Here is a 22054-nt window from a genome sequence, read left to right on the forward strand (position 1 = left end):
ATCTGATTTGAATGAAGTAAGCAATAGGTGGAGTAAAATATGCGTAGCGAAGTTAATATTGTTGTTATACCTATGTGTTCAAAGCGCTTGCCTGAAGATAACTTTGCATACTTAGAGGCGCAATTAGAGCAGCTAGTAGTTAGTGAGCCAACACTGATTTGCTTACCAGAAGCATGGTTGGCCTTTGGTCGAGATGGAAATGAGTCTCTAAATGTTTCGAAGCAATCAGATAAGTGGCTAGAAAAGCTCGCAGCGTTATGTAAATGCAAGCGAGTTTGGATAGCGGCAGGTACGGTACCGATTTATTCTGCATCAGAGCGCTATTTGGCGGCAAGCTGCTTGTTTAACGAACAAGGCGAACTCGTTGCTACATATAATAAAATACATTTATTTGATGCCGATGTGGCGGATTCAGCCAAACACTATCGAGAGTCTGAGTTCACTGAACCTGGAAGTAATATTCAAGTTGTAGATAGTTCGTTTGGTAGGCTAGGCTTAAGTGTATGCTATGACGTTCGGTTTCCTGGTTTATATCAGGTACTGAGACAACAAGGTGCCGACATACTGCTAGTTCCCAGCGCTTTCACAACCGTTACTGGGGAAGCTCATTGGTTACCGTTGTTGCAAGCCCGAGCAATTGAGAACCAATGTTTTGTGGTTGCTGCGGCACAGGTAGGCAAGCATGAAAATGGTCGAGAAACATATGGTCACAGCGTCATCATTTCGCCATGGGGTGAAGTTTTAGAGGATAGTGAGCTATCTTTACAACCAATACAGCGACGTATCGATTTAAGTGAAATTGATAAAATAAGAGCTGCTATGCCAGTCGCAATGCATAACCGATTTAAGAGCAATTATATATGAATCAAGTTGAAAAGAACTTGTTGACTGACAGTCAATTAACAAGAGAGCAGCTAGAGCAAACGCTTAACTACATACATCAACACCAGGTTGATTATTCAGATCTATATTTTCAGTCCAGCTATCATGAGACTTGGGTGCTTGAAGATGGACAGATTAAAGAAGGTAGTTACAACATCGAACGTGGTGTTGGTGTACGCGCGGTGAGTGGCGAACAAACGGGCTTTAGTTACTCTGATGCCATCAACCTTGAAGCCATCAATCAAGCTGCTGAGGCTGCGCGTTCAATTGCATCTGGGGGGGAGTCTGGAACAGTTCAAGTCTTTACCGAGCGAAAATCGCCATTGCAATTTGCACCTGTCCAACCTCTATTGAGCATGAGTGACGAAGACAAAATCTCCTTATTACGAGAAGCGGATGCAGCGATTCGAGATATCGCACCGGATGCTCAGCAAGTCGTTTGCTCTATTGCTGCAGTATATGAAGAGGTACTGATTGCGGCCAGTGATGGTACTTTTGCAACAGACATTAGACCATTAGTACGTTTGAATTGCTCGGTTATATTAGAGCAAAATGGGCGCAGAGAGCGCGGCAGTGCTGGTGGTGGTGCACGATTGGATTATGGCTATTTTAAAGAGCTGGTTGACGGCAAGCCAAGGTGGATGACATATGTTCAAGAAGCTGTCAGGTTGGCGAGGGTGAACCTTGGGGCCATTGATGCGCCGGCGGGCACTATGCCAGTTGTATTAGGCGCTGGTTGGCCTGGCGTGCTACTGCATGAAGCCGTAGGTCATGGATTAGAAGGCGATTTTAATCGTAAAGGGGCATCTGCATTCAGTGGCAGAGTCGGCGAAAAAGTTGCATCACAGCTGTGCACGGTTGTTGATGATGGTACGTTAGAAAATCGTCGAGGCTCTTTGAATATAGATGATGAAGGTACGCCTGCTGGTTACAATGTATTAATTGAGAACGGCGTCTTAAAAGGATATATGCAAGACAAGACCAATGCGCGTCTAATGGGAGCTCAATTAACAGGCAATGCGCGTAGAGAGTCTTTTGCACATTTGCCAATGCCGAGAATGACAAATACTTATATGCTTGCCGGTGAAAGTACACAAGAAGAGATTATTAGCACTGTGAAGAATGGCATATTTGCAAATAGCTTTGCAGGTGGCCAAGTTGATATTACATCGGGTAAATTTGTTTTCTCAGCTTCTGAAGCCTATTTGATTGAAAATGGCAAAGTGACCAAGCCAATCAAAGGTGCGACATTAATCGGTAATGGGCCTGAAGTAATGCATCAAATTTCCATGGTTGGTAATGACCTCGAGTTGGATAGAGGCGTCGGTGTGTGTGGTAAAGAGGGTCAAAGTGTGCCAGTTGGTGTTGGGCAGCCAAGTTTAAAAATTGATCTGCTAACTGTGGGCGGTACTGCTTAAAAATAATAGGAGGGGCGTGCCCCTCCATCACTGTCTAGTCTAAGATCGCTTCTTTTAAGTACTGAAACAGCTCTTTATAGCCTTTGGCAGGCTTCTCAGCTTTAACTTCTTTATTGGCTTGGCGAACCAGCTGACGCAACTTTTGTCGCTCCATGCTTGAATGTAATTCCAATAGTTCATTAATTTTACTATCGCCCTGAGACAGCAATTCTTCTCGAATACGTTCTATTTGGTTTAGTAAAACTTCAGCTTGGTTGTTTTTATTAAGCAACGTATCAAGTGATTTTTGCAAATCTTCAACGTTATCTGTGGTACGGAGTACCTTGGCGATATAGTTCATATGGCGGCGATAAGCATCGTGTTTACCTCGAATTTTATCTGCTAGCGCCATCGCTTCAACCAACTCATGACTAAGTGGTAGTTTTTCTCTTTGCTTTTTTCCTAGCTCCGCGATGTCTATTCCAAGCTGTTGATATTGTTGAGCATCACGTTTTAATTCACTTTTTGAGACGTAGATTATTTCTTCATCTTCAATATGGTTTTCTGATTTTTTTGCCATAACTTTTCGACACTGAATATTACAATTACATTGATTATACCAAGAAGCAGCAAAAAATATCGCTTTTGCGCGCTACGAACTGATATCTAATCCAGCGAAATTGTGCCTCATGTGTTAGGATTGTAATGTTTACAAGCATTTGGAAAAGCAGCATGAATGACAACCAAGTTGAATCTATCTATCAGCAAATGGATGAAGTAAAGGGCGCAGTTTCTGAAGTACTCAGTTTTGCCAAACAGCTCGGCGCGACCTCTGCTGAAGCTGCGATGAGTCGCACTTCAGGCCTATCAGTCAGTACGCGTATGGGCGAAGTAGATACAATAGAATTCAATCAGGATGGTAGTTTAGGCATTAGTGTCTATGTAGGTAATCATAAAGGTTCTGCATCGACGGCTGATCTAAGCGAGCAAGCATTGCGTTCGGTGGTTACTAAAGCGATCGAAATTGCCAAGTACACCGCAGATGATGCCTGTAATGGACTGGCTGATAAAGCACTGATGGCAAAAGAGATACCTGATCTTGATCTCTACCACCCTTGGGATCTAAACCCACAGTATGCCATTGAGCAGTGTATTGAAGCAGAGAAGGCGGCGCTTGAGTTCGACCCTCGAATTGTAAATTCTGATGGCGCAAGTGTAGCCTCTCATCAAGGTTTGCGCGTGTATGGTAATAGTCATGGCTTTATTGCTGGATACCCACGTACTCGACATTCCGTGAGTACCATGGTAATTGGCCAAGAGGGCGAGATGATGCAGCGAGATTCCGCGTTTAGCATCACTCGAGAGCATTCCCAGTTGAAAAGTGCTAAAGCGATTGGCATTGAAGCAGCAGAATCGACTTTAGCGAAATTAAACAGTCAAAAACTTTCAACGATGAAGGTACCTGTTGTCTTTCGCGCTGATATTGCCAACAGTTTATTTGGTCATCTTGTTTCTGCGATCGGTGGGGGGGCCTTATATCGTAAATCCAGCTTCCTTCTTGATTCACTGGGTACACAAATCTTTAACTCCTGCGTAAATATTCAAGAGCGGCCTCATTTGCTGCAAGGTTTGGCTTCGAGCCCATTTGATGGTGAAGGGGTTTACACGCAGGACAGAGATATCATTACAGGCGGTGAGCTTCAAACCTATTTATTGGCAAGCTATGCAGCAAGAAAGCTAGGTATGCAGTCAACAGGACACGCTGGTGGGATCCATAACTGGCTTGTACAGCACACGCATGATGACTTAAAAGCCGTTTTAAATGAAATGGGTACTGGGTTACTGGTAACTGAGTTAATGGGTCAAGGGGTCAACACCGTCACTGGCGATTACTCTCGTGGCGCTGCAGGCTTTTGGGTTGAAAATGGTGAAATTCAATATCCGGTGAGTGAAATTACGATTGCTGGAAATTTGAAAGATATGTTCCAAAATATTCAAGCTATAGGTGCTGATATTGAATTCCGTGGTGCTGTGCAAACGGGATCTGTGCTCGTAGAGAGCATGCAATTAGCGGGTGAATAATTTTAAAAGTGGTTTTTACTCTGGACTAGGCTCAGAGTAAGAACCAAGTTGCGGTACCTAAAAACGCAAAAATTCCTACAATGTCGGTGACAGTGGTTAGCACGACACTCCCAGCTAATGCAGGATCAATTTTCATTCTCTTCAAAATCAGTGGGATACTGGCTCCAGCGATACCTGCGGCGACTAAGTTCATAAACATCGCAAAAGCAATGACTGCACCAAGCTTAAAGTCCCATTGCCACAACGCCACGACGCCTGCAATGAGGAGTGACCACAAAATGCCGTTCAAGGCACCAATTGCCAGTTCTTTGCCAAGTAAAAAGCGTTGGTTTGTTTGGTTAACATGACCAAGTGCAATACCCCGGATCACCAAAGTCAGCGTTTGGCTGCCTGCAACGCCACCCATACTGGGTACAATGCCATTTAGTACCGCTAAAATGGGTAAGATATCTAGCGTGCTCTCAAAAAAGCTGGCCACAAAAGCGGCTAATAAAGCGGTGAGTAGATTAATGCCCAACCAAATTGAGCGTCTTTGGCTACTTTTCATGACGGGCGCAAAGGTATCTTCCTCATCCTCTAAACCTGCCATACTTAATAGGCTGTGCTCGGCATCTTCTCTGATTACATCAACGATATCATCGATTGTTATTCGGCCGAGTAATTGGCTTTGATCGTCCACAACGGGTGCAGAGATCCAGTTATGGCGTTCGAATAATTGAGCAACATCACTTTCTTTCATTGAAACGGGAATGGTTTCACGTTCTTCATTCATTAACTCCTCGACAAGCTTGTCGGGCGGGTTGGTTAATAAAACCCCCAGTGGTAATGAACCTAGAAAGTGGTTTTCTTTGTCTACTACGTAAAGGTCATCAGTGCCTTGCGGTAGCTCTTCTTTTAATCGTAAGTACCTCAGTACAACATCGAGTGATACGTCTGGCCGAATGGTGATGGCATCACCATTCATCAAAGCCCCAGCAGAGTCCTCTTCATAGGAAAGAGCAAGCGTCGCTCTAGCTCTATCTTGACTGTCCATCGCACTGATAACATCTTGATAGACAGGATCAGGTAAACTTCTTAATACTTCACCGAGATCATCGTCGTCCATGTCCTCAGTTGCAGCAGCAATAAGCTCAGGCTCCATCTTGGCGATGACACTTAGACGAACATCTTCAGATAGTTCTTCTAGGACATCGCCTTGAATATCGGGATCGACAAGCTTCCAAAGCGTGTTTCTGATTTTAAGCGGTGAAGACTCTAGGAGTAATGCGGTGTCACATGGAGGGATCTCTGCTAGAGTTTGCCTGACTTGAACAAACTGTCCACTGTTAATAGCTTTGGTGACTTGCTGCAACTGTTCCAGTGTATAGTCTTGTTCAACAACGTCTGGCATAGGCTTCCTAAAATTAATTATTGTTGGTTCAGAATTTTCTTATCAAAGTGGGCTATAAATTAATCCAAACTTAGACTAATCAGTAGCACTATAAATTTCATTGCAACGCTGACATGTGAATGTAGTAGCAATTATAAAAGGCCATTGCTATGAGATGTATGTAGGTTGCATAATATGGGTTTGTATCAAAACCACTTAAGCTCAAACAGTGTAAAGAATTTTGTATAGTGATTATAGCTGTTTAAATTACAATTATTATATAAGAGTTTGCATTTGCACCATATCTTACCTGATTATTTTTCTAAATAATGAGACATGGTAATAAATACGGTCGTATTTTGGTGTTACTCTTCTTCGTGAAATTTATCTTCAATGAGGTTGCCGATTGCCAATAAAGCGCCTTGAGCGTCTGGCCCTGTACATTCAACACGAACAGTTTTACCTTGACTGCTCTCTAACAACAAAAGCGCCAACACACTATCTCCCGGTGCGCTTTTATCGCCTTGGTAGAGTGTGATCTGGGCATTAAATTGTGCTGACAACTGCGCCAAAACTGTTGCTGCACGTGCATGAAGCCCCAGTTTGTTGCGGATCAAAAAAGTGTCTTCCCACTTTAGCGCCATTACTCTTGCTCTCTGTGGCGAATCTTTACGTTGGTATGAGTGCGTGTGAAGCGCTCTCCTAGTGTTTGGGCTAGGTATACTGAGCGATGCTGGCCACCCGTACAGCCAATAGCAATGGTCAGGTAACTGCGGTTATTACGCTCTAAATGTGGTAGCCAAGTTTGCATAAAAGTTTGAATTTGCCAAATAAACTTTTGCACAATACTGTGGCTAGCTAAGTAGTCTTTAACGGGTTGGTCTAACCCAGTTAATGGCTTGAGCTCTGGCTCCCAGTGTGGATTAGGTAAAAAGCGCGCATCGAAAACATAGTCAGCTTCTTTTGGAATTCCATGCTTAAAACCAAATGATTCAAACGTAATAATTAGTTGCTTATCTTTCTGGCCAAGGATCTTTTCTCTGACGCTTTCAGCCAGCTGGTGAACACTTAATTCTGTGGTATCAATTGTTACATCAGCACGACGAATCACTACATCCAAAAGGTTTCTCTCTTGCTTAATTGCCAAATCAAGAGGCAGATCATTTAGAGATAATGGGTGTAGTCGTCGGGTTTCAGAGAATCGTTTAACTAAGGTTTGATCATCGCAGTCTAGATAAAAGACACTCGGATTAGCAAATCCTGGTAAATATCCCAAAATATCGTGAAACTCTTGCTGCTCTTTTGGCAGGTTCCGCACATCAATACTCACTGCAATTTTATCGTATCCGTCGGATACGCTGCGAACTAGCGCTGGAAGCAGGTTTACGGGGATATTATCAGCGCAGTAATAGCCTAAATCCTCTAAGACTCGCAATGCAACTGATTTACCTGAACCAGAGCGACCACTGATAATTATGAGTTCCACGATTAATTCCTATTAATTGTCAAATTCAACAAGGATTTGATAAAGTTCCTTGTCGTTTGTTGCCTGTCGAATGCGTTTACAAAACACCTTATTTTTAAGTTTATCAGCGATGCTTGCTAAGGTCTCTAAATGTTGTTTATTTTCACCATCAGGTACGATGAGTGCAATAAAAACATCAACATCACGATCATCGTAAGCGTCAAAAGGGATGGCTTGTTGGTTAACGAGTATAATTGCTAGTACTTTATCGAGCCCTGATAACCGACCATGGGGAATCGCGATACCTTTTCCAATACCTGTACTCCCGAGCTTCTCTCGATTTAACAGCGCCTCGAGAATATCATGTTGATTGGAGTCAGGGATTTTTTGTTGCGCTAATTCGCTAATATATTGAAGAATTCTTTTTTTGCTATTAAAAAGGACTGCAGCTTTGCTACAGTCCTCGGAAATGAGTGCGCTAAGTTTCATGATTAGTGTCGAGTTAGCTTCTCTTTATGTTTAATAACTTGGCGATCTAATTTATCAATTAGGCCATCTATAGCTGCATACATGTCTTTGTGCTCTGTAGAGGCAAACAATTCGCCCCCATTGACGTGAAGTGTAGCTTCTGCTTTTTGTATGAGTTTCTCGACATCTAAAATAACATGAACATTATTTATGTGATCAAAATGCCTTTCCAGCTTCGCAAACTTACTCGTTACGTAGTCTCTTAATGAGTCGGTAATTTCTACATGGCGACCAGTTAAATTTAGTTGCATAAGCATTTTTCCTTCTTTTGTTACGTCTATATCAAGCTCTTGCGCTGATTAGACGGTGGAATAGCCAAAGACTCTCGGTATTTGGCAATAGTACGTCTTGCCACCTTAATACCTTGATCAGCTAATACATCTGCAATTTTGCTATCACTCAGTGGTTTGGCTGAGTTCTCAGCAGCGATTAGCTTTTTGATAAGTGCTCGAATTGCTGTCGATGAACACTCACCACCATTCTCAGTACTTACGTGGCTCGAGAAGAAGTATTTCAATTCATATATGCCGCGAGGCGTGTGCATATACTTTTGTGTCGTTACACGAGAAATAGTTGACTCATGCATATCAACCATTTCAGCTACATCATTGAGGACCATAGGCCTCATTGCCTCAGGGCCATGTTCAAAGAATGCCTGTTGTTGCTGCACAATGCAATTAGTTACTTTCAATAATGTTTCATTTCTGCTTTCAAGGCTTTTAATGAACCACTTAGCTTCTTGCAGATGTGAGCGAATAAATTGGCTATCGCTGCTCGATTTCACTGAGCGAGACATGGCCGCATAATGATCATTGACTCTAATTTTTGGCATCGAATCTGGGTTTAACTCTACAACCCAACGACCTTTTACTTTTTTTACTGATACATCAGGTATTACATAGTCAGCTTCTTCCTGCACGATACTGGCGGCAGGTTTTGGGTTCAGACTATGAATAAGCGTCATAACCTCTTTTAGCTCAGGCTCTTTAAGCTTGGTTTTTTTCATGATAGTACGGTAATCACGATTTGCTAAGAGATCGATATACTCTTCGATGACATGTTTGGTTTCGGTTAACCAAGGGGTGTCTTTAGCAAATTGATTTAATTGTACTACCAAGCATTCTTGCAAACTACGAGCAGCAATACCGACAGGATCAAATAGTTGAATGCGCTTGAGTACCGCTTCGACCTCATCTAACTCAATAGGTTCCTGATCGTTATCAACATTTAAGCTTTCAACAATATCTTCACAGGCTACCGTTAAAATGCCTGAATCATCCACAGCTTCCACTATGGAGAGTGCGATAAGTCTATCAGTTGCACTGAATGGAGTAAGTTCAAGTTGCCACATGAGGTATTCTTGCAGGCTTTCGGTTGTTTTACCTTGATAAATACTCTCGTCCTCAGGCATTGGGCCCGAAGAGCTCACCGGTGCTGCGCTAATATACTCATCCCATGTAACATCCATGGCCATTTCATCGCTTAGCGTTTCTTTGTTAAGCGCGGTATCTGTGTCTTGCTCATACTCACTAGATGGTGTGTCGATGTTATCGTCGATACTTGTGTCTGTTTTTTCAGTGCTTTGTTGTTCGTTTGTTTTATTCAGACCATTTTCAAAGGATTCTGCTTCGTTTTCTTCTACTTCCAATAAAGGATTGCTGTCCAGCGCTTCTTGGATCTCTTGCTGGAGGTCTAACGTACTCAACTGTAGCAGACGTATTGCCTGTTGCAGTTGTGGTGTCATTGTTAATTGCTGCCCCATGCGCAGCTGTAGCGATTGCCTCATGTATCTCTAACAATCCTTTTTGTTGTTACGCTTGTTCTTAACTATAGCCTGAATTGTTCGCCTAAGTAGACATCTCGGACAGTTTGATCCGCTAAAACATGTTCAGGGCTACCTGATGCAATTAATTCACCGTGTGAAACAATGTAGGCTTTTTCGCAGACATCTAAAGTTTCTCTTACATTGTGGTCAGTTATCAGCACACCAATGCCACGGTTTTTTAAATGCTCGATTATTTTCTTTATATCTATCACTGAAATGGGATCAACGCCAGCAAAAGGCTCATCTAATAGAATAAATTTTGGATCAGCGGCTAATGCGCGTGCAATTTCTACCCTGCGGCGCTCGCCGCCAGATAAAGCCATGCCCAAACTGGTTCTAATATGTTGAATATTAAATTCGTCCAATAGCTCGTTTAATGTTTCTTCGCGCTGTGCTTTGCTGAGCTCTTTGCGTGTTTCCAAAATTGCCATTAAATTTTGATATACCGTAAGTTTTCTAAATATAGAAGACTCTTGGGGCAGGTAGCCAATGCCTAACCGTGCGCGACTGTGCATAGGCAGCAGAGTGATGTCTTGATCATCAATTTGAATACTACCTTTGTCACTGGGGACTAAACCAACAATCATGTAAAAGGTGGTAGTCTTACCTGCGCCGTTAGGGCCTAGCAAGCCTACGATGCTGCCAGCTTTTACACTTAACTCAACGTTTTTTACAACTTGTCTGCCTTTGTAGCTTTTTGCCAAAGCAATGGCCTTGAGTGTGCTCACGGCTGTTCCTCTTTGGTTTCTTTCTTTTCATCCACTGGCAACAAAACAGTCCTAACGCGTTTACCTTCTTGGTCTGAGCGTTGAGCACTGATCAGCTGTTTGTCCATATCATAGAGTATTTCTTGTGCAGATATTTTTTGTCCAGCTTGGCTGATCTCAGCACTGCCTTTAATAGTTAGTAATCTATTAGCAACATCGTAGCGCACTTCTTTAGCGCTTGCTTTGAGAATACTGCCATCGGCTTGTTGTTCTTGGAATACTGCGGGGTTACCTGTCGCAACCAACAGTTGTTTGTTGTCCCCAAGCTCTTCTCGGCGATGTACTTCCAGTCTGTCAGCCGTGATTTTACGTGCGCCATGAATGATTTCTACGTTATCTTCAAATACGCCAATATTAGTTTGCAGTTGTGCCTGCTGTTTTCCAGAACTGATGATGACCTGTTCAGGCGCTGTATTGGCAAATGCACTTTGCGCTAATAGTCCAATAGAGCACGCAAATAAGATTGTGGCACTTAGTTTATTGCTTATCATAAATCGTTTCAGTATGGTTGATTAATTCAATGACCTCAGTATTAAGGTCGGCTATCAGGCCTTTGCCCGTGATAGTTACATTTGGTCCAGTGATGACTACTGGTTGTTCAGAGCGCATCACTCGATTGGTGATCTCTAAACGTAAGTTGTCAGCATTGATATGTGTGATCATTGCAGCGGGCATTAAATTAGTTGCCGTCACTTCACCTTCTAAAATTAATGTATCGTTCTCATACAGCGTTGCTTCTTTGGCTGCTAATTGCCAATTGTGTTCGCCATTGTGGAGCATAAAAATCGGCGCTTCGAAATGACTAAAACCAAGCTCTTGATACAACTCCATTCTCTGAGCGGTAATTTGGTAACTGAGCTGCCCGTTTTCCGCGAAAGACGTTTGTTTCAAGTCAACAGCAACATAATCAGGCTTAGCAATGGCCTCCTCTTTGGGCAGCGCCAGTTTATCCTGCTGTGTTATATATGGGTACCATAGCCATAGCATCATGACACTAAATACTATGAGTAATATGACCCGCAAATTGGTCATGTGCTACTACCTTTTGAGAGTAATTCATTACCCTGGCTAAGCATGAGCAGGTCGGTCAGCTCTCTGACAGCACCAAATCCACCGGGCAACATTGTTGTGTAATGTGCTAGCCGTTTAACTAATGGATGTGCATCGGCAACGGCAACGGCTAAGCCTACTAGCTGCATAACAGGGATATCTGGCCCATCATCACCAATATATGCAATTTGTTCGTCTTCTAAGCCGAGAGTGGACTTCAGCTCTTCGTATGCCGCCACTTTATTCTCTTGACCTTGGTAAATGTGCTTAACATTTAAGCTAGTCATACGCTGCTTAACTATTTCTGAATGACGTCCTGTGATCACGGCGACTTCAACGCCTGATTCAATAAGTGCTTTAATGCCAAATCCGTCTTTTGTATTGAATGCTTTCAACTCTTCTCCTTGATTACCAAGGTAGATACGACCATCAGAAAAGACACCATCTATGTCACAAATTAAAAGCCTAATCGCTTTCGATTTATCGGCCGTTTGCTGTGTAATTGGTTGGTATAAATCACTAAAATGCATGCTACAAAACCCCTGCACGTAATAAGTCTTGAGTATTGAGGGCACCGATGGGGTGGTTGTCTTCATTAATCACTATCAGGCCATTAATTCGTTTCTTTTCCATAATATTAAGTGCTTCGGCAGCTAACATGTCTGGCATTGCTGTAGTACAGCAGATAGTCATAACCGAATCAATGGTGTCATTGTGCAAGTCTATTTTTTGTTCAATTACACGGCGTAAATCCCCATCTGTAAACAAACCGCTTAGCTTACCTTGACTATCAACAATTGCAGTCATGCCCAAGCCTTTTGCCGACATCTCGAAAAGTGCATCTTTAATAGAACTCCCCATAGGGGTAATCGGAATGTCTTTGTCTTTATGCATAATATCTGCAAGTGTTAGCAGCAGCCTTTTACCTAAACTGCCGCCTGGGTGAGAAAGAGCAAAATCATCAGCTGTGAACCCTCTTGCTTCTAGCAGCGCAACAGCTAAAGCATCTCCCATCGCAAGTGTCGCTGTGGTACTGGCAGTCGGTGCCAACCCAAGCGGGCAAGCCTCTTGGGAGACTTTAATACACAAATGAATATCAGCAAGTTGCGCCATCGTGGACTGTTCATTTCCGGTCATGCTGATAACTTGGGCACCAATTCGTTTGATGACAGGGATTATCCCAACGACTTCTCCTGTTTCCCCCGAGTTTGACAGCATTAGAACCACATCATCGGAGGTAATCATACCTAAATCGCCGTGGCTAGCCTCGCCGGGGTGTACAAAGAATGACGGCGTGCCTGTGCTTGCTAACGTGGCAGCAATTTTATTGCCCACATGACCTGACTTACCCATACCAATCACAATCACTCTGCCTTTGCAATCAAGGATTAAATTACAGGCAGAAACAAAATTTTCATCAATAAACTGCTCGAGTTCAAGTAGCGCTTGTTGTTCTATTTTTAAAACGCGTTTAGCAGTTTCGACAAACGACGGTTTTTTCATTTCCAACACCTAAATGATCATGTACATATAGCCTATGAAAGCGGCCAATAGTAAGCCCCCTTCAAAGCGGTTAATTTGTCGTTTTCCTTTGAAGTTAAGGCTCATTAAGATGAGCGCTGCTGTCGCGCCCAACATGACAAAGATATCTCTGCTTGAAATATTGAGGTCTAACTGTGCAGGGTTGAGTAGTCCCGCGATTGACAGCACAGCCAAAATATTAAAAATGTTTGACCCAATAATGTTTCCAAGTGCTAAGTCATCCTCATTTTTCAAGACACCGGCAACGCAGGCAGCGAGTTCAGGCAAACTCGTACCAATTGCAATAATAGTCAAACCAATTAGTAAGTCACTCATCCCAAAGAACTTGGCAATATCAACGGCTGCATCAACCAAAAAGTCAGCGCTAATAGGGAGTATTATCATGCCAACGATGAGCCAAAAAACGGCTTTGCCTGTTGGCACGTCATTGGGGACTTCGTCACATGCTTCAGAAACTAGCGGATCTTCTTCTGCAGCATGGCTACTTTTCTTTGTAATGTATATCAAACTTAATATAAATAAAGCGAATCCAGCTAAGAGTATTGCGCCTTCAAAAGCGCTGAAGTAATTGTCACTTACTATGTACCAAGCTCCAAGAGAGACAATGACTAACAACGGCATTTCTCTTCTCAAAATCCCTGAACCGACAGCCAATGGGCGAAGAAGTGCAGTGATCCCTAATACTAAAAAGATATTGGCAATGTTCGAACCAACGGCATTACCTACGGCTGTATCGGTTTTATCTGATAAAGCAGCTTGTGCGGCAACCATCATCTCCGGGGCAGATGAGCCCATAGCAACTATCGTAAGACCAACAATCAAGGTAGGAACACCTAGATTTTTTGCTAAAGCAGCTGCGCCAAAAACAAATCTGTCTGCGCTCCACACCAGCGCTATAAAACCTAAGATAAGAATGACAAAAGATAAAACCATGAAGTCTATGCCGAGTAACTTAATTAAAGTGCGACAAATATTATCAAATGCAATATCAAATGTATAAATAATCTCGTATTAGATGCGCTTGGTTAGCTTGTTATGGAGTGTGTGGTGTGTTTTGTGAGGTGCTTTAACAAATTCAATTACAAAATTTTACCAATTTGCATTTTCCATCTTGAGGTAAAAAAAAGTATTATTCATCAATTGGTGAAATCGATATATGGAGAGCGACTTGTCGCAGTCAATCGTTGAAGTCAAGGATGTAACCTTTTCTCGTGGTGATAGAGTCATATACAAAAATATGAGCTTTTCAGTACCAAAGGGTAAAATTACAGCCATCATGGGGCCAAGTGGTATTGGTAAAACCACCATGTTGCGTCTGATAGGTGGACAACTTCGTCCAGATAGTGGTGATATTACTTTTCAAGGTACTAGTGTGCCTTCGATGTCTCGTACAGAGCTTTATCAGGCACGCAAACAGATGAGCATGCTGTTTCAAAGTGGTGCGCTTTTTACGGAGTTGTCAGTATTTGATAATGTGGCATTCCCTTTAAGAGAGCATACTCAGCTCAGTGAAGATTTAATCAGATTAATCGTGTTAATGAAGCTTCAAGCTGTTGGACTGCGCGGGGCCCGTGATCTTATGCCGTCAGAGCTCTCTGGTGGTATGGCTAGAAGAGCTGCGTTAGCTCGCTCAATAGCATTAGACCCTGAATTGATTATGTATGATGAGCCATTTGCTGGCCAAGACCCTATCTCGATGGGCGTATTGGTGCGAATGATCAAATCATTAAATGAGGTATTGGGGTTATCTTCTCTAATAGTAACCCACGATGTTACCGAAGTGCTTAGTATCGCAGATCATGTTGTTATTATTGCTGAGCAGGGAGTTATTGGTAGTGGTTCGCCAGAAGAAATGCTGGCTCATAGCTCCCCGCTTGTTCAGCAGTTTTTGCAAGGGCTTGCCGATGGTCCGGTACCATTTCATTTTAATGCTGCGCTATACGATGAAGAGCTACTGAGTGGAGATACGCAGTGATAGATATATTACAAAGAATTGGCCATAAAACGCTCAGCCGCTTTGCGTCAATTGGCAGAGCAACACAAATGCTACTTGGTGCGTTGTTGAATGTGCCTAATTTACGAAAAGGCACACCGCTGTTGATTAAACAGCTGTATATGGTTGGTCACCAATCCTTATTAATAATCATGGTGTCAGGATTATTCATTGGCATGGTACTCGCGCTACAAGGCTACACAGTGCTTGTTGGCTATGGCGCAGAAGATAGCTTGGGGCCGCTTGTCGCATTGAGTTTATTACGAGAGCTTGGTCCTGTAGTGACCGCTTTACTGTTTGCAGGACGTGCCGGCAGTGCACTAACCGCGGAAATAGGCTTAATGAAAGCGACGGAGCAGCTGTCGAGTTTAGAAATGATGGCGGTTGATCCGCTTAAGCGGGTTGTTGCACCGAGGTTTTGGGCTGGTTTTATCAGTATGCCTTTATTGGCGCTTATTTTCTCAGCTGTCGCTATTTTAGGCGCGCACCTGGTTGGCGTAGATTGGTTGGGTGTCGACTCGGGAAGTTTTTGGTCGATTATGCAGTCTCAGGTTTCTCTACAGCAAGATATAATGAATGGCCTCATTAAGAGTTTTGTATTTGCGTTAATCGTAACGTGGATTGCGTTGTATAAAGGGTATGACTGTGTTCCAACGTCAGAGGGGATCAGTAAAGCAACAACGGAGACCGTTGTGCACTCTTCGCTTGCTGTTTTAGGGTTCGACTTTGTATTAACAGCAGTGATGTTTTCTAGTTAAGGGTTTGGGTAATGAATACACGGAAAATAGAAATTTTAGTGGGCTTATTTGTAGCTCTAGGTGTTGCAGCGTTCGTTATGCTTGCAATGAAGGTTGCCAATGCTGGTATCAGTGGCAACGGTGAAACATATACACTTCAGGCGAAGTTTGACAACATCGGTTCATTGAAAACGCGCGCCCCAATTAAAGTGGGAGGTGTTGTGATTGGCCGAGTTGACGGCATTCAAATCCACCCAGAAGAGTTTGTGCCAGTGGTAAGTATGAGCATAGATCAAACTTATGAATGTCAGTTTTCGGATACAACTTCTGTTTCGATATTGACGTCGGGTATTTTGGGTGAGCAGTACTTAGGTATTTCTCCTGTCATCGCTGCAGAATCTGCCAAGCAATCATGTTTAGGAAATGAAGTCGTTAGCGAGGATGAAATGGATTTGGATGACCTATTTGGCGTTGAAAGTAAAGCGTTGAAAAATGGCGACATGATCACCGATACGAAGTCGGCACTGGTACTTGAAGAGCTAATTGGTCAATTTCTATTTAATCAGGGAAGTGAGTAATACATCATGATTAAGCATTATACCCAGATATTTGCGTTGCTTTTCGCGACATTACTTTGGTCTTACACTGTAAAAGCTGAGCAAGTTGATCTCAGTGATCCATATAAAATGGTACAGCAAGTCGCTGATAATACCTTTAAACGCGTAGCAAGGGATCAGGCAATTATAACCAAAGACAAAGAGCATCTAAGGCTCATTGTAGAGCAGGAATTATTGCCTTACATTGACTACAAGTACGCAGCTTACCGTGTGTTAGGAAGCTATATTCAAAAAGTACGTACGATTAAAGATAAAAAGGAAAAGCAGCAAGCAGTACAGCATATCAAGGAGTTTATTACTGTATTCAGATCATACCTTGTGGCTACGTATGCTGGTGTGTTTACACAATATACGAACCAAAAAGTTGAATTTGAAGCGCCTCGTGCCATCGGTGCGGAATCTGTTGCGACAGTGAAAACAAAAATTGTTGAGGACGGTAAGCCAGATATCAAAATTGACTTTAAAGTTCGTAAAAACAAAAACGGTGAATGGCGTGCGTTTGACATGATGGCCGAAGGGATCAGTTTGTTAGATGCAAAACAAAGTGAACTTCACGGCATTTTACGTCAGCAAGGCATCGAACATGTAATCACTTTACTTGATAAGAAAAGTAAGTTGCCTGTGCAGTTTAGAGGGGATGATGGCAATGCCTAATCTGCAATTTAACAAGGTCGGTGAGGACACCATTTCGGTTACGGGAGAATTGACCCGTGACACCTTGGTAAATGAATCACTTCTTAATCAATTGTTAGAAAATGCGCAGTCAGTGCTCTATTTTGACCTTTGTGAGGTCTCAAGGGTTGACACCGCGGGTTTAGCTTGGTTAATTCACTCTTTAGGCAAATTAAAACGACAAGGTGTACGCCTTGAGTTGAAGAATAGACCTGAACAATTGCAAAATTTAATGGAATTGGGGCAGGTCACAAACTTATTTGAGTGAGTCCAATGGAAACTAATCAAGTCGAAACTGTGTTACAAGAATCTTTGACCTTAGAAGAGGTGAAGGTGAAAGCCAATGGTAGTCATTATGAAGTGATTGCAGTTGGAGAATGTTTTGATGGATTAAGACGTGTTAAAAGGGAACAAATGGTATATGGGCCTTTGATGGAAGTCATCAAAGACGGCACTATTCATGCTGTTAGTATCAAGGCATTTACTCCAAGCGAGTGGCAACGCGAACAAAAATTCATTTTGCCACAATAAGTAGGAGCCACAATGGATCAGTTTGTTATCCAAGGTGGCACCACTTTAAACGGTGAAGTCACTATTTCTGGAGCCAAAAATGCGGCTCTTCCTATCTTATTTGCTGCATTGCTTGCTGATGGCAAAAGCATCTTTAGCAATGTGCCACAACTTCGAGATATTGTTACAACCGAAGCTTTGTTGAGAACGCTTGGTGCAGATGTTACTTGGCGTGGTGACCTATTAGAAGTCAATGGTGCAACAGTAGATAAGGTTTTAGCGCCTTATGAGTTAGTCAAGCAAATGCGTGCGTCAGTTCTTGCGCTTGGCCCGCTTCTTGCCCGCTTTGGTAAAGCTCAAGTATCATTACCCGGAGGATGCGCGATAGGCGCCAGGCCTGTTGATTTGCACATCTCTGGGCTGGAAAAAATGGGTGCGCAAATTAGCGTAGAAAACGGCTATATAAACGCGCAAACACCAGCAGGAAAACGCTTACAAGGGGCCGAAATTCTAATGGAAACAGTCTCTGTAGGCGCTACCGAAAACCTGTTAATGGCAGCAACTTTGGCGGATGGCACTACGGTGTTAGAGAATGCTGCTCGTGAACCTGAAATAATTAATCTGGCGCAGTGTTTGATCGCTATGGGTGCAAAAATTTCCGGTGCAGGTTCAAGTCGCATTGAAATCCAAGGGGTTGAATCTCTGAGTGGATGCGAGCACAAAATCTTACCTGACCGCATTGAAACAGGCACATTCTTAGTGGCTGCCGCCATGAGCCAAGGTGAGGTATTGTGTCGTAACACGGATCATTCAAGTTTGGAACCGGTGCTAGAAAAGTTACGTCAGGCTAATGTTCTCGTTGAAGTTAACGATGATAGCATCTTTGTCAGTATGAAAGACCGAGAGCTCAAAGCTGTGAATATCAAAACTATGCCGCACCCAGGTTTTCCAACAGATATGCAAGCACAATTTACCGCACTTAATGTTGTGGCGAATGGCAGTGCAACCATTACAGAGACGATATTTGAAAACCGTTTTATGCATGTGCCAGAGTTACAGCGTATGGGCGCAAATATTCGCTTGGAAGGAAATACGGCAATTTGTGATGAAACCAAGCATCTGTCTGGTGCACAGGTAATGGCAACTGATCTACGTGCTTCGGCAAGTCTTATTCTGACAGGAATTGTAGCGCAAGGAGAGACTGTAGTAGACCGCATTTATCACGTAGATAGAGGTTATCAGAAAATTGAAGATAAGCTCAGTCGTTTAGGTGCCAATATCAAGCGCAAACACAATTAAAAAAAGCGAGCCAAGCTCGCTTTTTTTAATAAAGGGGAGTTTCCAGTTCGGCAACTTCCACCATAAAAATTAATGTTTCACCATTGCGGTATACCTCGAATTCTAGCGATGTCCCAGGCTCCGTATTTCCTATAATGCGTAGAGTTTGTTGGGGGTTAGTGATGCTTTTTCCCGCAACTTTAGTGACTATATCACCGTCTTTCATACCAGCTTGCCAAGCCGGCCCTAATGGGTCAAGTTCGCTTATTCTGAGCCCCATAATAGGTGTATATACATCGGTTATTAGCTGACCTTCGTTATCGACTGCGGAGCCAACAAAGCCTAAATACCCGCGAATAACTCGCCCGTCTTCAATGATCTTAGTCATAACATCTTTGGCTAAACTGTAGGGTACAGCAAACGAAATACCTTCAATATCAATGTTATACCGGGTCGTAAATTGCGCTGAGGTAATGCCTACCAAAACACCATTTGAATTAACCAGAGCGCCCCCTGAGTTGCCGACATTTACCGCGGCATCGGTCTGTAGCAGGCTATTGTACTGGCTGTCAGTGAGAGATTGCTTGCCTGTGGCACTGATGATGCCTTGCGTAATCGTTTGTCCTAAGTTAAGCGGGTTACCTATGGCCAGCACAACATCACCCACTCTGGGCGAGATGTTGTCATTAACTGGTATAACAGGAAGGTGTTCTTCGTTAACTTTTAAAACGGCTAAGTCGGTGATGGTATCAAAGCCAATGAGTACGCCATAGTATTGCCTGCCATCAGGGAGTAAAACCATAATTTGGTCTGCATTATTAATGACATGGTAATTGGTAAGAATATAGCCATCAGAAGTCATTATGACGCCTGAGCCGAGCTCTTGAATGCGGTTTTGACGCTTAAATCTAGGCACTTGGCTAAAGCTTTCGGAGAAAATCGTGACGACGGCTGGTGCGGCTTTACTGACACCATTGGCAAAGCTCATTTGCTGTACGGTGTATGGGACATTGAGGTTGCCTGCCTTTGTTCTAAATTCAGGCGTTAACCATAGAATCAAAAGGGCAATGGCAAACCCAATCGCGACGGGGGGCAACACAGTTCTAATAATTTGAAGCACAGGTTATTATTATTCACGTTTATTTGCTATGAAAGACATGATGACACAAAACGACGCAGCGACAAGTGCCGCTGCGTAAAACTTGATAATTTTTTTTGAAATGACTATTGAATCAGATAGAACACTGAGTCTCTACCGCGCTTAATACCTAAAACAATATTACCCTGAATATCGTCTACTAGGCGTTTCATCTCTCGGACAGTTGTGACTCTTTGTCGATTAACCTGCATTATGACATCACCCTCTTGCAGTCCAACGCGTGCCGCTGGTGAACGCTCTTCAATACTGACCACAACAATGCCTTGGTTGCCATTACGCTCGCTGCTTTCTAGCACAGCGCCACGCAGACTTGGGTGTATACGATCCGCCTGTGCTTGACGCTCATTTTGACCTTGAAGTTTAACGTCTAGATTACGATTTCTGCCATCGCGGTGAATACTGACTTCAATTTCTCGTCCTTCACCCAACGTAGCAATCTTACCGCGCAATTCTTCAAAACTTTCGATTTTGTCACCATCAATACGGGTAATTACGTCATTTGCTTTTATGCCTGCTTCTGCAGCGGCAGAGTCCGGAGTTACTTCTTGAACGAATACACCCTGTTTTACATCAAACCCTTGGGCTTCAGCAAGGCCCGCGTTTAGCGTGCGCCCCACAATCCCTAAAGAGCCGCGACGTACTTGTCCGTACTCAATAATTTGGTCGACTAGGTTTTTCATCATGTTTGATGGAATTGCAAAGCCAATACCAACATTGCCTCCCGATGCACCTAAAATGGCAGTATTAATGCCAATTAATTCACCATTCAAATTTACTAATGCGCCGCCAGAGTTGCCTTGGTTAATTGCCGCATCAGTTTGGATGAAGTCCTCGTAGCCCTCGATGTTCAGGCCACTGCGCCCTAACGCGCTGACAATGCCTGAAGTTACCGTGTGGCTTAAACCAAATGGGTTGCCAATAGCAACAGAAAAGTCACCTACACGTAACTTGTCGGAATCAGCTAGCTTTACTTCTGTCAGGTCATCATTGTCAATTTGTAATAATGCGACATCGGATTCTTTATCTGCGCCAATTAGTTTTGCTTTAAACTCTCTGCCGTCTTTAAGTGTCACAATGATGTTATCTGCTTCATCGATAACATGGTTGTTTGTCACGACGTACCCTTCATCAGCATCAATGATGACCCCTGAGCCTAGGCCGCTAAATGGTCTCTTCTGTGTTCTTGGGGCTGGGTTGCCAAAGAAAAAGTCAAACGGATCTACACGGCGGCGCACTTCTTTTGCGCCAGAAACTTGAATGCTCACGACTCCGGGGGTTACGCGCTCTAACATTGGCGCTAGGGTCGGAAGTTGCTGTCCGTCAACCGCAACAGGTAGCTTTGCTTCAGAAGTGTTTGGTAGCAAAAGCATACTGGAAGATAAAAGCGCTGCGGATAATAAAGTTAATTTTAATCTCATAGTCTGGAAACTCTCCTAAATTACAGCGTTGATTCACCCTTAGCGATAAAGTAGATAAAAAATAAATAGTTACTATTTATACGTACAATACACTAAGGTGATTTAGTCCCTGAGCAGAGAAACCTCTGCTCAATGATTCAGTAATTATTTCTACAGACTATGAGGCTAAAAAAAAGTTCATTAAGGTGTTTTTAATTGCTCGCTTTTTGAGCGGTTGTCGGAAAATAACCCACTTTCACCTTCCGCATAATCCACTGGTGGATTCGTGTAAGTGGATTCATCACTGCGGCGTTTTTCAGGGCGTGCTCGCAGAGAAGCTTGTAACTGTTCAGTCGTTTCTTTAGAGAAAAATGGCTCGCTTGGCTTTTTACTCTTTTCTTCAATCAATAGCTGGTTAGTGTCTTCAACGTGTTGCAGCAACTGACTGTAGTTGTCCTGCATTTTACCAACTAGCTTTTTGGTGCTCGCTAAATGATCCGCAACATCTTGACGATATTGCTCTAAATTTTGCTCAGCTTGCTTTGCTTGTTGCTCGATTTCTTCGTGCTTAAACTGTTTTTTAGTGAATAGTGAACCTAAGAAAAATGCACTGATCGCCACGATGATCAATAAGCCCAACCATGCGATTGTTGTCATACTTACTCCTGTATAAGGTGAAAGCCACCTGTTTTAATATGCTAAAAATACCATCTATCGATAGCTTAAATATACGCTGAGTTTGGATGCGTGTTAATATACTCGGCAAAGAAAACTGCTCAGTTCA

At 43.0% G+C, this 22054-nt stretch carries 26 protein-coding genes; 10 read left to right on the forward strand and 16 right to left on the reverse strand.

Annotation, left to right across the window (positions count from 1 at the left end):
* Nucleotides 1–39 precede the first annotated feature (39 nt).
* Nucleotides 40–864, forward strand: coding sequence for a carbon-nitrogen hydrolase family protein (locus N480_RS20640; RefSeq protein WP_063374337.1), 825 nt, complete (start codon nt 40–42; stop codon nt 862–864).
* A complete protein-coding gene (gene tldD, locus N480_RS20645) occupies nt 861–2300 on the forward strand; it encodes a metalloprotease TldD (protein ID WP_063374338.1) in 1440 nt (479 codons plus the stop codon). Before N480_RS20640 ends, tldD begins: the two co-directional genes overlap by 4 nt.
* 34 nt (nt 2301–2334) lie before the next feature.
* On the opposite strand, the gene yjgA is transcribed toward tldD, so the two are convergent.
* Nucleotides 2335–2859: a ribosome biogenesis factor YjgA gene (yjgA, locus tag N480_RS20650; protein ID WP_063374339.1), complete on the reverse strand. Its 525-nt coding sequence runs from the start codon at nt 2857–2859 to the stop codon at nt 2335–2337.
* Between the two features lie 152 nt (nt 2860–3011).
* On the opposite strand from yjgA, the gene pmbA reads away from it, so the two are divergent.
* Entirely contained in the window at nt 3012–4361 is a 1350-nt protein-coding gene (pmbA, locus tag N480_RS20655) for a metalloprotease PmbA (RefSeq protein ID WP_063374340.1), read from the forward strand.
* Nucleotides 4362–4392: 31 nt separating this feature from the next.
* Here the strand turns inward: pmbA and mgtE are convergent, their stop codons facing one another.
* The 12 genes from mgtE to N480_RS20715 form a co-directional block, all read right to left on the reverse strand.
* A complete protein-coding gene (gene mgtE / locus N480_RS20660; RefSeq protein WP_063374341.1) occupies nt 4393–5751 on the reverse strand; it encodes a magnesium transporter in 1359 nt (452 codons plus the stop codon).
* A 344-nt stretch (nt 5752–6095) separates the two neighbouring features.
* The gene (locus N480_RS20665; RefSeq protein WP_063374342.1) at nt 6096–6374 is read right to left on the reverse strand and encodes an HPr family phosphocarrier protein; all 279 of its coding nucleotides are present in this window, start codon (nt 6372–6374) and stop codon (nt 6096–6098) included.
* The gene (gene rapZ / locus N480_RS20670) at nt 6374–7216 is read right to left on the reverse strand and encodes an RNase adapter RapZ (RefSeq protein ID WP_063374343.1); all 843 of its coding nucleotides are present in this window, start codon (nt 7214–7216) and stop codon (nt 6374–6376) included. The genes N480_RS20665 and rapZ overlap by 1 nt, the downstream gene beginning before the upstream one ends.
* Nucleotides 7217–7228: 12 nt before the next feature.
* The gene (gene ptsN, locus N480_RS20675) at nt 7229–7684 is read right to left on the reverse strand and encodes a PTS IIA-like nitrogen regulatory protein PtsN (RefSeq protein WP_063374344.1); all 456 of its coding nucleotides are present in this window, start codon (nt 7682–7684) and stop codon (nt 7229–7231) included.
* 2 nt (nt 7685–7686) lie between these two features.
* Entirely contained in the window at nt 7687–7974 is a 288-nt protein-coding gene (gene hpf / locus N480_RS20680; RefSeq protein WP_023397244.1) for a ribosome hibernation promoting factor, read from the reverse strand.
* A gap of 26 nt (nt 7975–8000) precedes the next feature.
* The gene (locus tag N480_RS20685) at nt 8001–9509 is read right to left on the reverse strand and encodes an RNA polymerase factor sigma-54 (protein WP_063374345.1); all 1509 of its coding nucleotides are present in this window, start codon (nt 9507–9509) and stop codon (nt 8001–8003) included.
* A gap of 41 nt (nt 9510–9550) precedes the next feature.
* A complete protein-coding gene (gene lptB / locus N480_RS20690) occupies nt 9551–10276 on the reverse strand; it encodes an LPS export ABC transporter ATP-binding protein (RefSeq protein ID WP_063374346.1) in 726 nt (241 codons plus the stop codon).
* The gene (gene lptA, locus N480_RS20695; RefSeq protein ID WP_196761531.1) at nt 10273–10806 is read right to left on the reverse strand and encodes a lipopolysaccharide transport periplasmic protein LptA; all 534 of its coding nucleotides are present in this window, start codon (nt 10804–10806) and stop codon (nt 10273–10275) included. The genes lptB and lptA overlap by 4 nt, the downstream gene beginning before the upstream one ends.
* A complete protein-coding gene (gene lptC / locus N480_RS20700; RefSeq protein WP_063374347.1) occupies nt 10793–11347 on the reverse strand; it encodes an LPS export ABC transporter periplasmic protein LptC in 555 nt (184 codons plus the stop codon). The genes lptA and lptC overlap by 14 nt, the downstream gene beginning before the upstream one ends.
* Nucleotides 11344–11895, reverse strand: a complete 552-nt coding sequence (gene kdsC / locus N480_RS20705) for a 3-deoxy-manno-octulosonate-8-phosphatase KdsC (protein ID WP_063374348.1) — start codon at nt 11893–11895, stop codon at nt 11344–11346. The genes lptC and kdsC overlap by 4 nt, the downstream gene beginning before the upstream one ends.
* A 1-nt stretch (nt 11896) precedes the next feature.
* On the reverse strand, nt 11897–12868 hold the full coding sequence (locus N480_RS20710; RefSeq protein ID WP_063374349.1) for a KpsF/GutQ family sugar-phosphate isomerase: 972 nt from the start codon (nt 12866–12868) through the stop codon (nt 11897–11899).
* Between the two features lie 9 nt (nt 12869–12877).
* Nucleotides 12878–13840 (reverse strand): calcium/sodium antiporter, encoded by a 963-nt coding sequence (locus N480_RS20715; RefSeq protein ID WP_063374350.1) that lies wholly within the window; start codon nt 13838–13840, stop codon nt 12878–12880.
* 223 nt (nt 13841–14063) lie between these two features.
* Between N480_RS20715 and N480_RS20720 the strand changes: the two genes are divergently transcribed.
* From N480_RS20720 to murA, 7 genes are read left to right on the forward strand one after another with little or no spacing between them, the layout of a single operon-like run.
* A complete protein-coding gene (locus tag N480_RS20720) occupies nt 14064–14882 on the forward strand; it encodes an ATP-binding cassette domain-containing protein (protein WP_063374351.1) in 819 nt (272 codons plus the stop codon).
* Complete coding sequence (gene mlaE / locus N480_RS20725) at nt 14879–15658, forward strand: lipid asymmetry maintenance ABC transporter permease subunit MlaE (RefSeq protein WP_063374352.1); 780 nt, start codon at nt 14879–14881, stop codon at nt 15656–15658. Before N480_RS20720 ends, mlaE begins: the two co-directional genes overlap by 4 nt.
* Before the next feature lie 11 nt (nt 15659–15669).
* Nucleotides 15670–16215 carry an outer membrane lipid asymmetry maintenance protein MlaD gene (mlaD, locus tag N480_RS20730; protein WP_063374353.1) on the forward strand — a complete coding sequence of 182 codons (546 nt, stop codon included), beginning with the start codon at nt 15670–15672 and terminating at the stop codon, nt 16213–16215.
* 6 nt (nt 16216–16221) lie between these two features.
* Nucleotides 16222–16908, forward strand: a complete 687-nt coding sequence (locus N480_RS20735) for an MlaC/ttg2D family ABC transporter substrate-binding protein (RefSeq protein ID WP_063374354.1) — start codon at nt 16222–16224, stop codon at nt 16906–16908.
* A complete protein-coding gene (locus tag N480_RS20740; RefSeq protein WP_063374514.1) occupies nt 16901–17194 on the forward strand; it encodes an STAS domain-containing protein in 294 nt (97 codons plus the stop codon). The genes N480_RS20735 and N480_RS20740 overlap by 8 nt, the downstream gene beginning before the upstream one ends.
* Nucleotides 17195–17199: 5 nt before the next feature.
* On the forward strand, nt 17200–17457 hold the full coding sequence (locus tag N480_RS20745; RefSeq protein WP_063374355.1) for a BolA family protein: 258 nt from the start codon (nt 17200–17202) through the stop codon (nt 17455–17457).
* A gap of 12 nt (nt 17458–17469) precedes the next feature.
* A complete protein-coding gene (murA, locus tag N480_RS20750) occupies nt 17470–18735 on the forward strand; it encodes a UDP-N-acetylglucosamine 1-carboxyvinyltransferase (protein ID WP_063374356.1) in 1266 nt (421 codons plus the stop codon).
* 25 nt (nt 18736–18760) lie between these two features.
* Here murA and N480_RS20755 read toward each other — a convergent pair whose 3' ends face one another.
* From N480_RS20755 to N480_RS20765, 3 genes are all read right to left on the reverse strand, one after another.
* Nucleotides 18761–19834, reverse strand: coding sequence for a trypsin-like peptidase domain-containing protein (locus tag N480_RS20755; protein ID WP_063374357.1), 1074 nt, complete (start codon nt 19832–19834; stop codon nt 18761–18763).
* Nucleotides 19835–19938: 104 nt separating this feature from the next.
* Nucleotides 19939–21291, reverse strand: a complete 1353-nt coding sequence (locus N480_RS20760) for a DegQ family serine endoprotease (protein WP_063374358.1) — start codon at nt 21289–21291, stop codon at nt 19939–19941.
* 180 nt (nt 21292–21471) lie between these two features.
* Nucleotides 21472–21927, reverse strand: a complete 456-nt coding sequence (locus N480_RS20765; protein WP_063374359.1) for a YhcB family protein — start codon at nt 21925–21927, stop codon at nt 21472–21474.
* Between the last annotated feature and the right edge of the window lie 127 nt (nt 21928–22054).

Origin of the sequence: Pseudoalteromonas luteoviolacea S2607 (assembly GCF_001625575.1) — a bacterium.
Taxonomy (GTDB): domain Bacteria; phylum Pseudomonadota; class Gammaproteobacteria; order Enterobacterales; family Alteromonadaceae; genus Pseudoalteromonas; species Pseudoalteromonas luteoviolacea_E.

Bases quoted from the DNA above. Each gene is read 5' to 3' on its own strand.
- N480_RS20640 (WP_063374337.1), top strand. From the start codon at position 40: ATGCGTAGCGAAGTTAATATTGTTGTTATACCTATGTGTTCAAAGCGC.
- tldD (WP_063374338.1), top strand. From the start codon at position 861: ATGAATCAAGTTGAAAAGAACTTGTTGACTGACAGTCAATTAACAAGA.
- yjgA (WP_063374339.1), bottom strand. From the start codon at position 2,859: ATGGCAAAAAAATCAGAAAACCATATTGAAGATGAAGAAATAATCTAC.
- pmbA (WP_063374340.1), top strand. From the start codon at position 3,012: ATGAATGACAACCAAGTTGAATCTATCTATCAGCAAATGGATGAAGTA.
- mgtE (WP_063374341.1), bottom strand. From the start codon at position 5,751: ATGCCAGACGTTGTTGAACAAGACTATACACTGGAACAGTTGCAGCAA.
- N480_RS20665 (WP_063374342.1), bottom strand. From the start codon at position 6,374: ATGGCGCTAAAGTGGGAAGACACTTTTTTGATCCGCAACAAACTGGGG.
- ptsN (WP_063374344.1), bottom strand. From the start codon at position 7,684: ATGAAACTTAGCGCACTCATTTCCGAGGACTGTAGCAAAGCTGCAGTC.
- hpf (WP_023397244.1), bottom strand. From the start codon at position 7,974: ATGCAACTAAATTTAACTGGTCGCCATGTAGAAATTACCGACTCATTA.
- N480_RS20685 (WP_063374345.1), bottom strand. From the start codon at position 9,509: ATGAGGCAATCGCTACAGCTGCGCATGGGGCAGCAATTAACAATGACA.
- lptA (WP_196761531.1), bottom strand. From the start codon at position 10,806: ATGATAAGCAATAAACTAAGTGCCACAATCTTATTTGCGTGCTCTATT.
- lptC (WP_063374347.1), bottom strand. From the start codon at position 11,347: ATGACCAATTTGCGGGTCATATTACTCATAGTATTTAGTGTCATGATG.
- kdsC (WP_063374348.1), bottom strand. From the start codon at position 11,895: ATGCATTTTAGTGATTTATACCAACCAATTACACAGCAAACGGCCGAT.
- N480_RS20710 (WP_063374349.1), bottom strand. From the start codon at position 12,868: ATGAAAAAACCGTCGTTTGTCGAAACTGCTAAACGCGTTTTAAAAATA.
- N480_RS20715 (WP_063374350.1), bottom strand. From the start codon at position 13,840: ATGGTTTTATCTTTTGTCATTCTTATCTTAGGTTTTATAGCGCTGGTG.
- N480_RS20720 (WP_063374351.1), top strand. From the start codon at position 14,064: ATGGAGAGCGACTTGTCGCAGTCAATCGTTGAAGTCAAGGATGTAACC.
- mlaD (WP_063374353.1), top strand. From the start codon at position 15,670: ATGAATACACGGAAAATAGAAATTTTAGTGGGCTTATTTGTAGCTCTA.
- N480_RS20735 (WP_063374354.1), top strand. From the start codon at position 16,222: ATGATTAAGCATTATACCCAGATATTTGCGTTGCTTTTCGCGACATTA.
- N480_RS20740 (WP_063374514.1), top strand. From the start codon at position 16,901: ATGCCTAATCTGCAATTTAACAAGGTCGGTGAGGACACCATTTCGGTT.
- N480_RS20745 (WP_063374355.1), top strand. From the start codon at position 17,200: ATGGAAACTAATCAAGTCGAAACTGTGTTACAAGAATCTTTGACCTTA.
- murA (WP_063374356.1), top strand. From the start codon at position 17,470: ATGGATCAGTTTGTTATCCAAGGTGGCACCACTTTAAACGGTGAAGTC.
- N480_RS20760 (WP_063374358.1), bottom strand. From the start codon at position 21,291: ATGAGATTAAAATTAACTTTATTATCCGCAGCGCTTTTATCTTCCAGT.
- N480_RS20765 (WP_063374359.1), bottom strand. From the start codon at position 21,927: ATGACAACAATCGCATGGTTGGGCTTATTGATCATCGTGGCGATCAGT.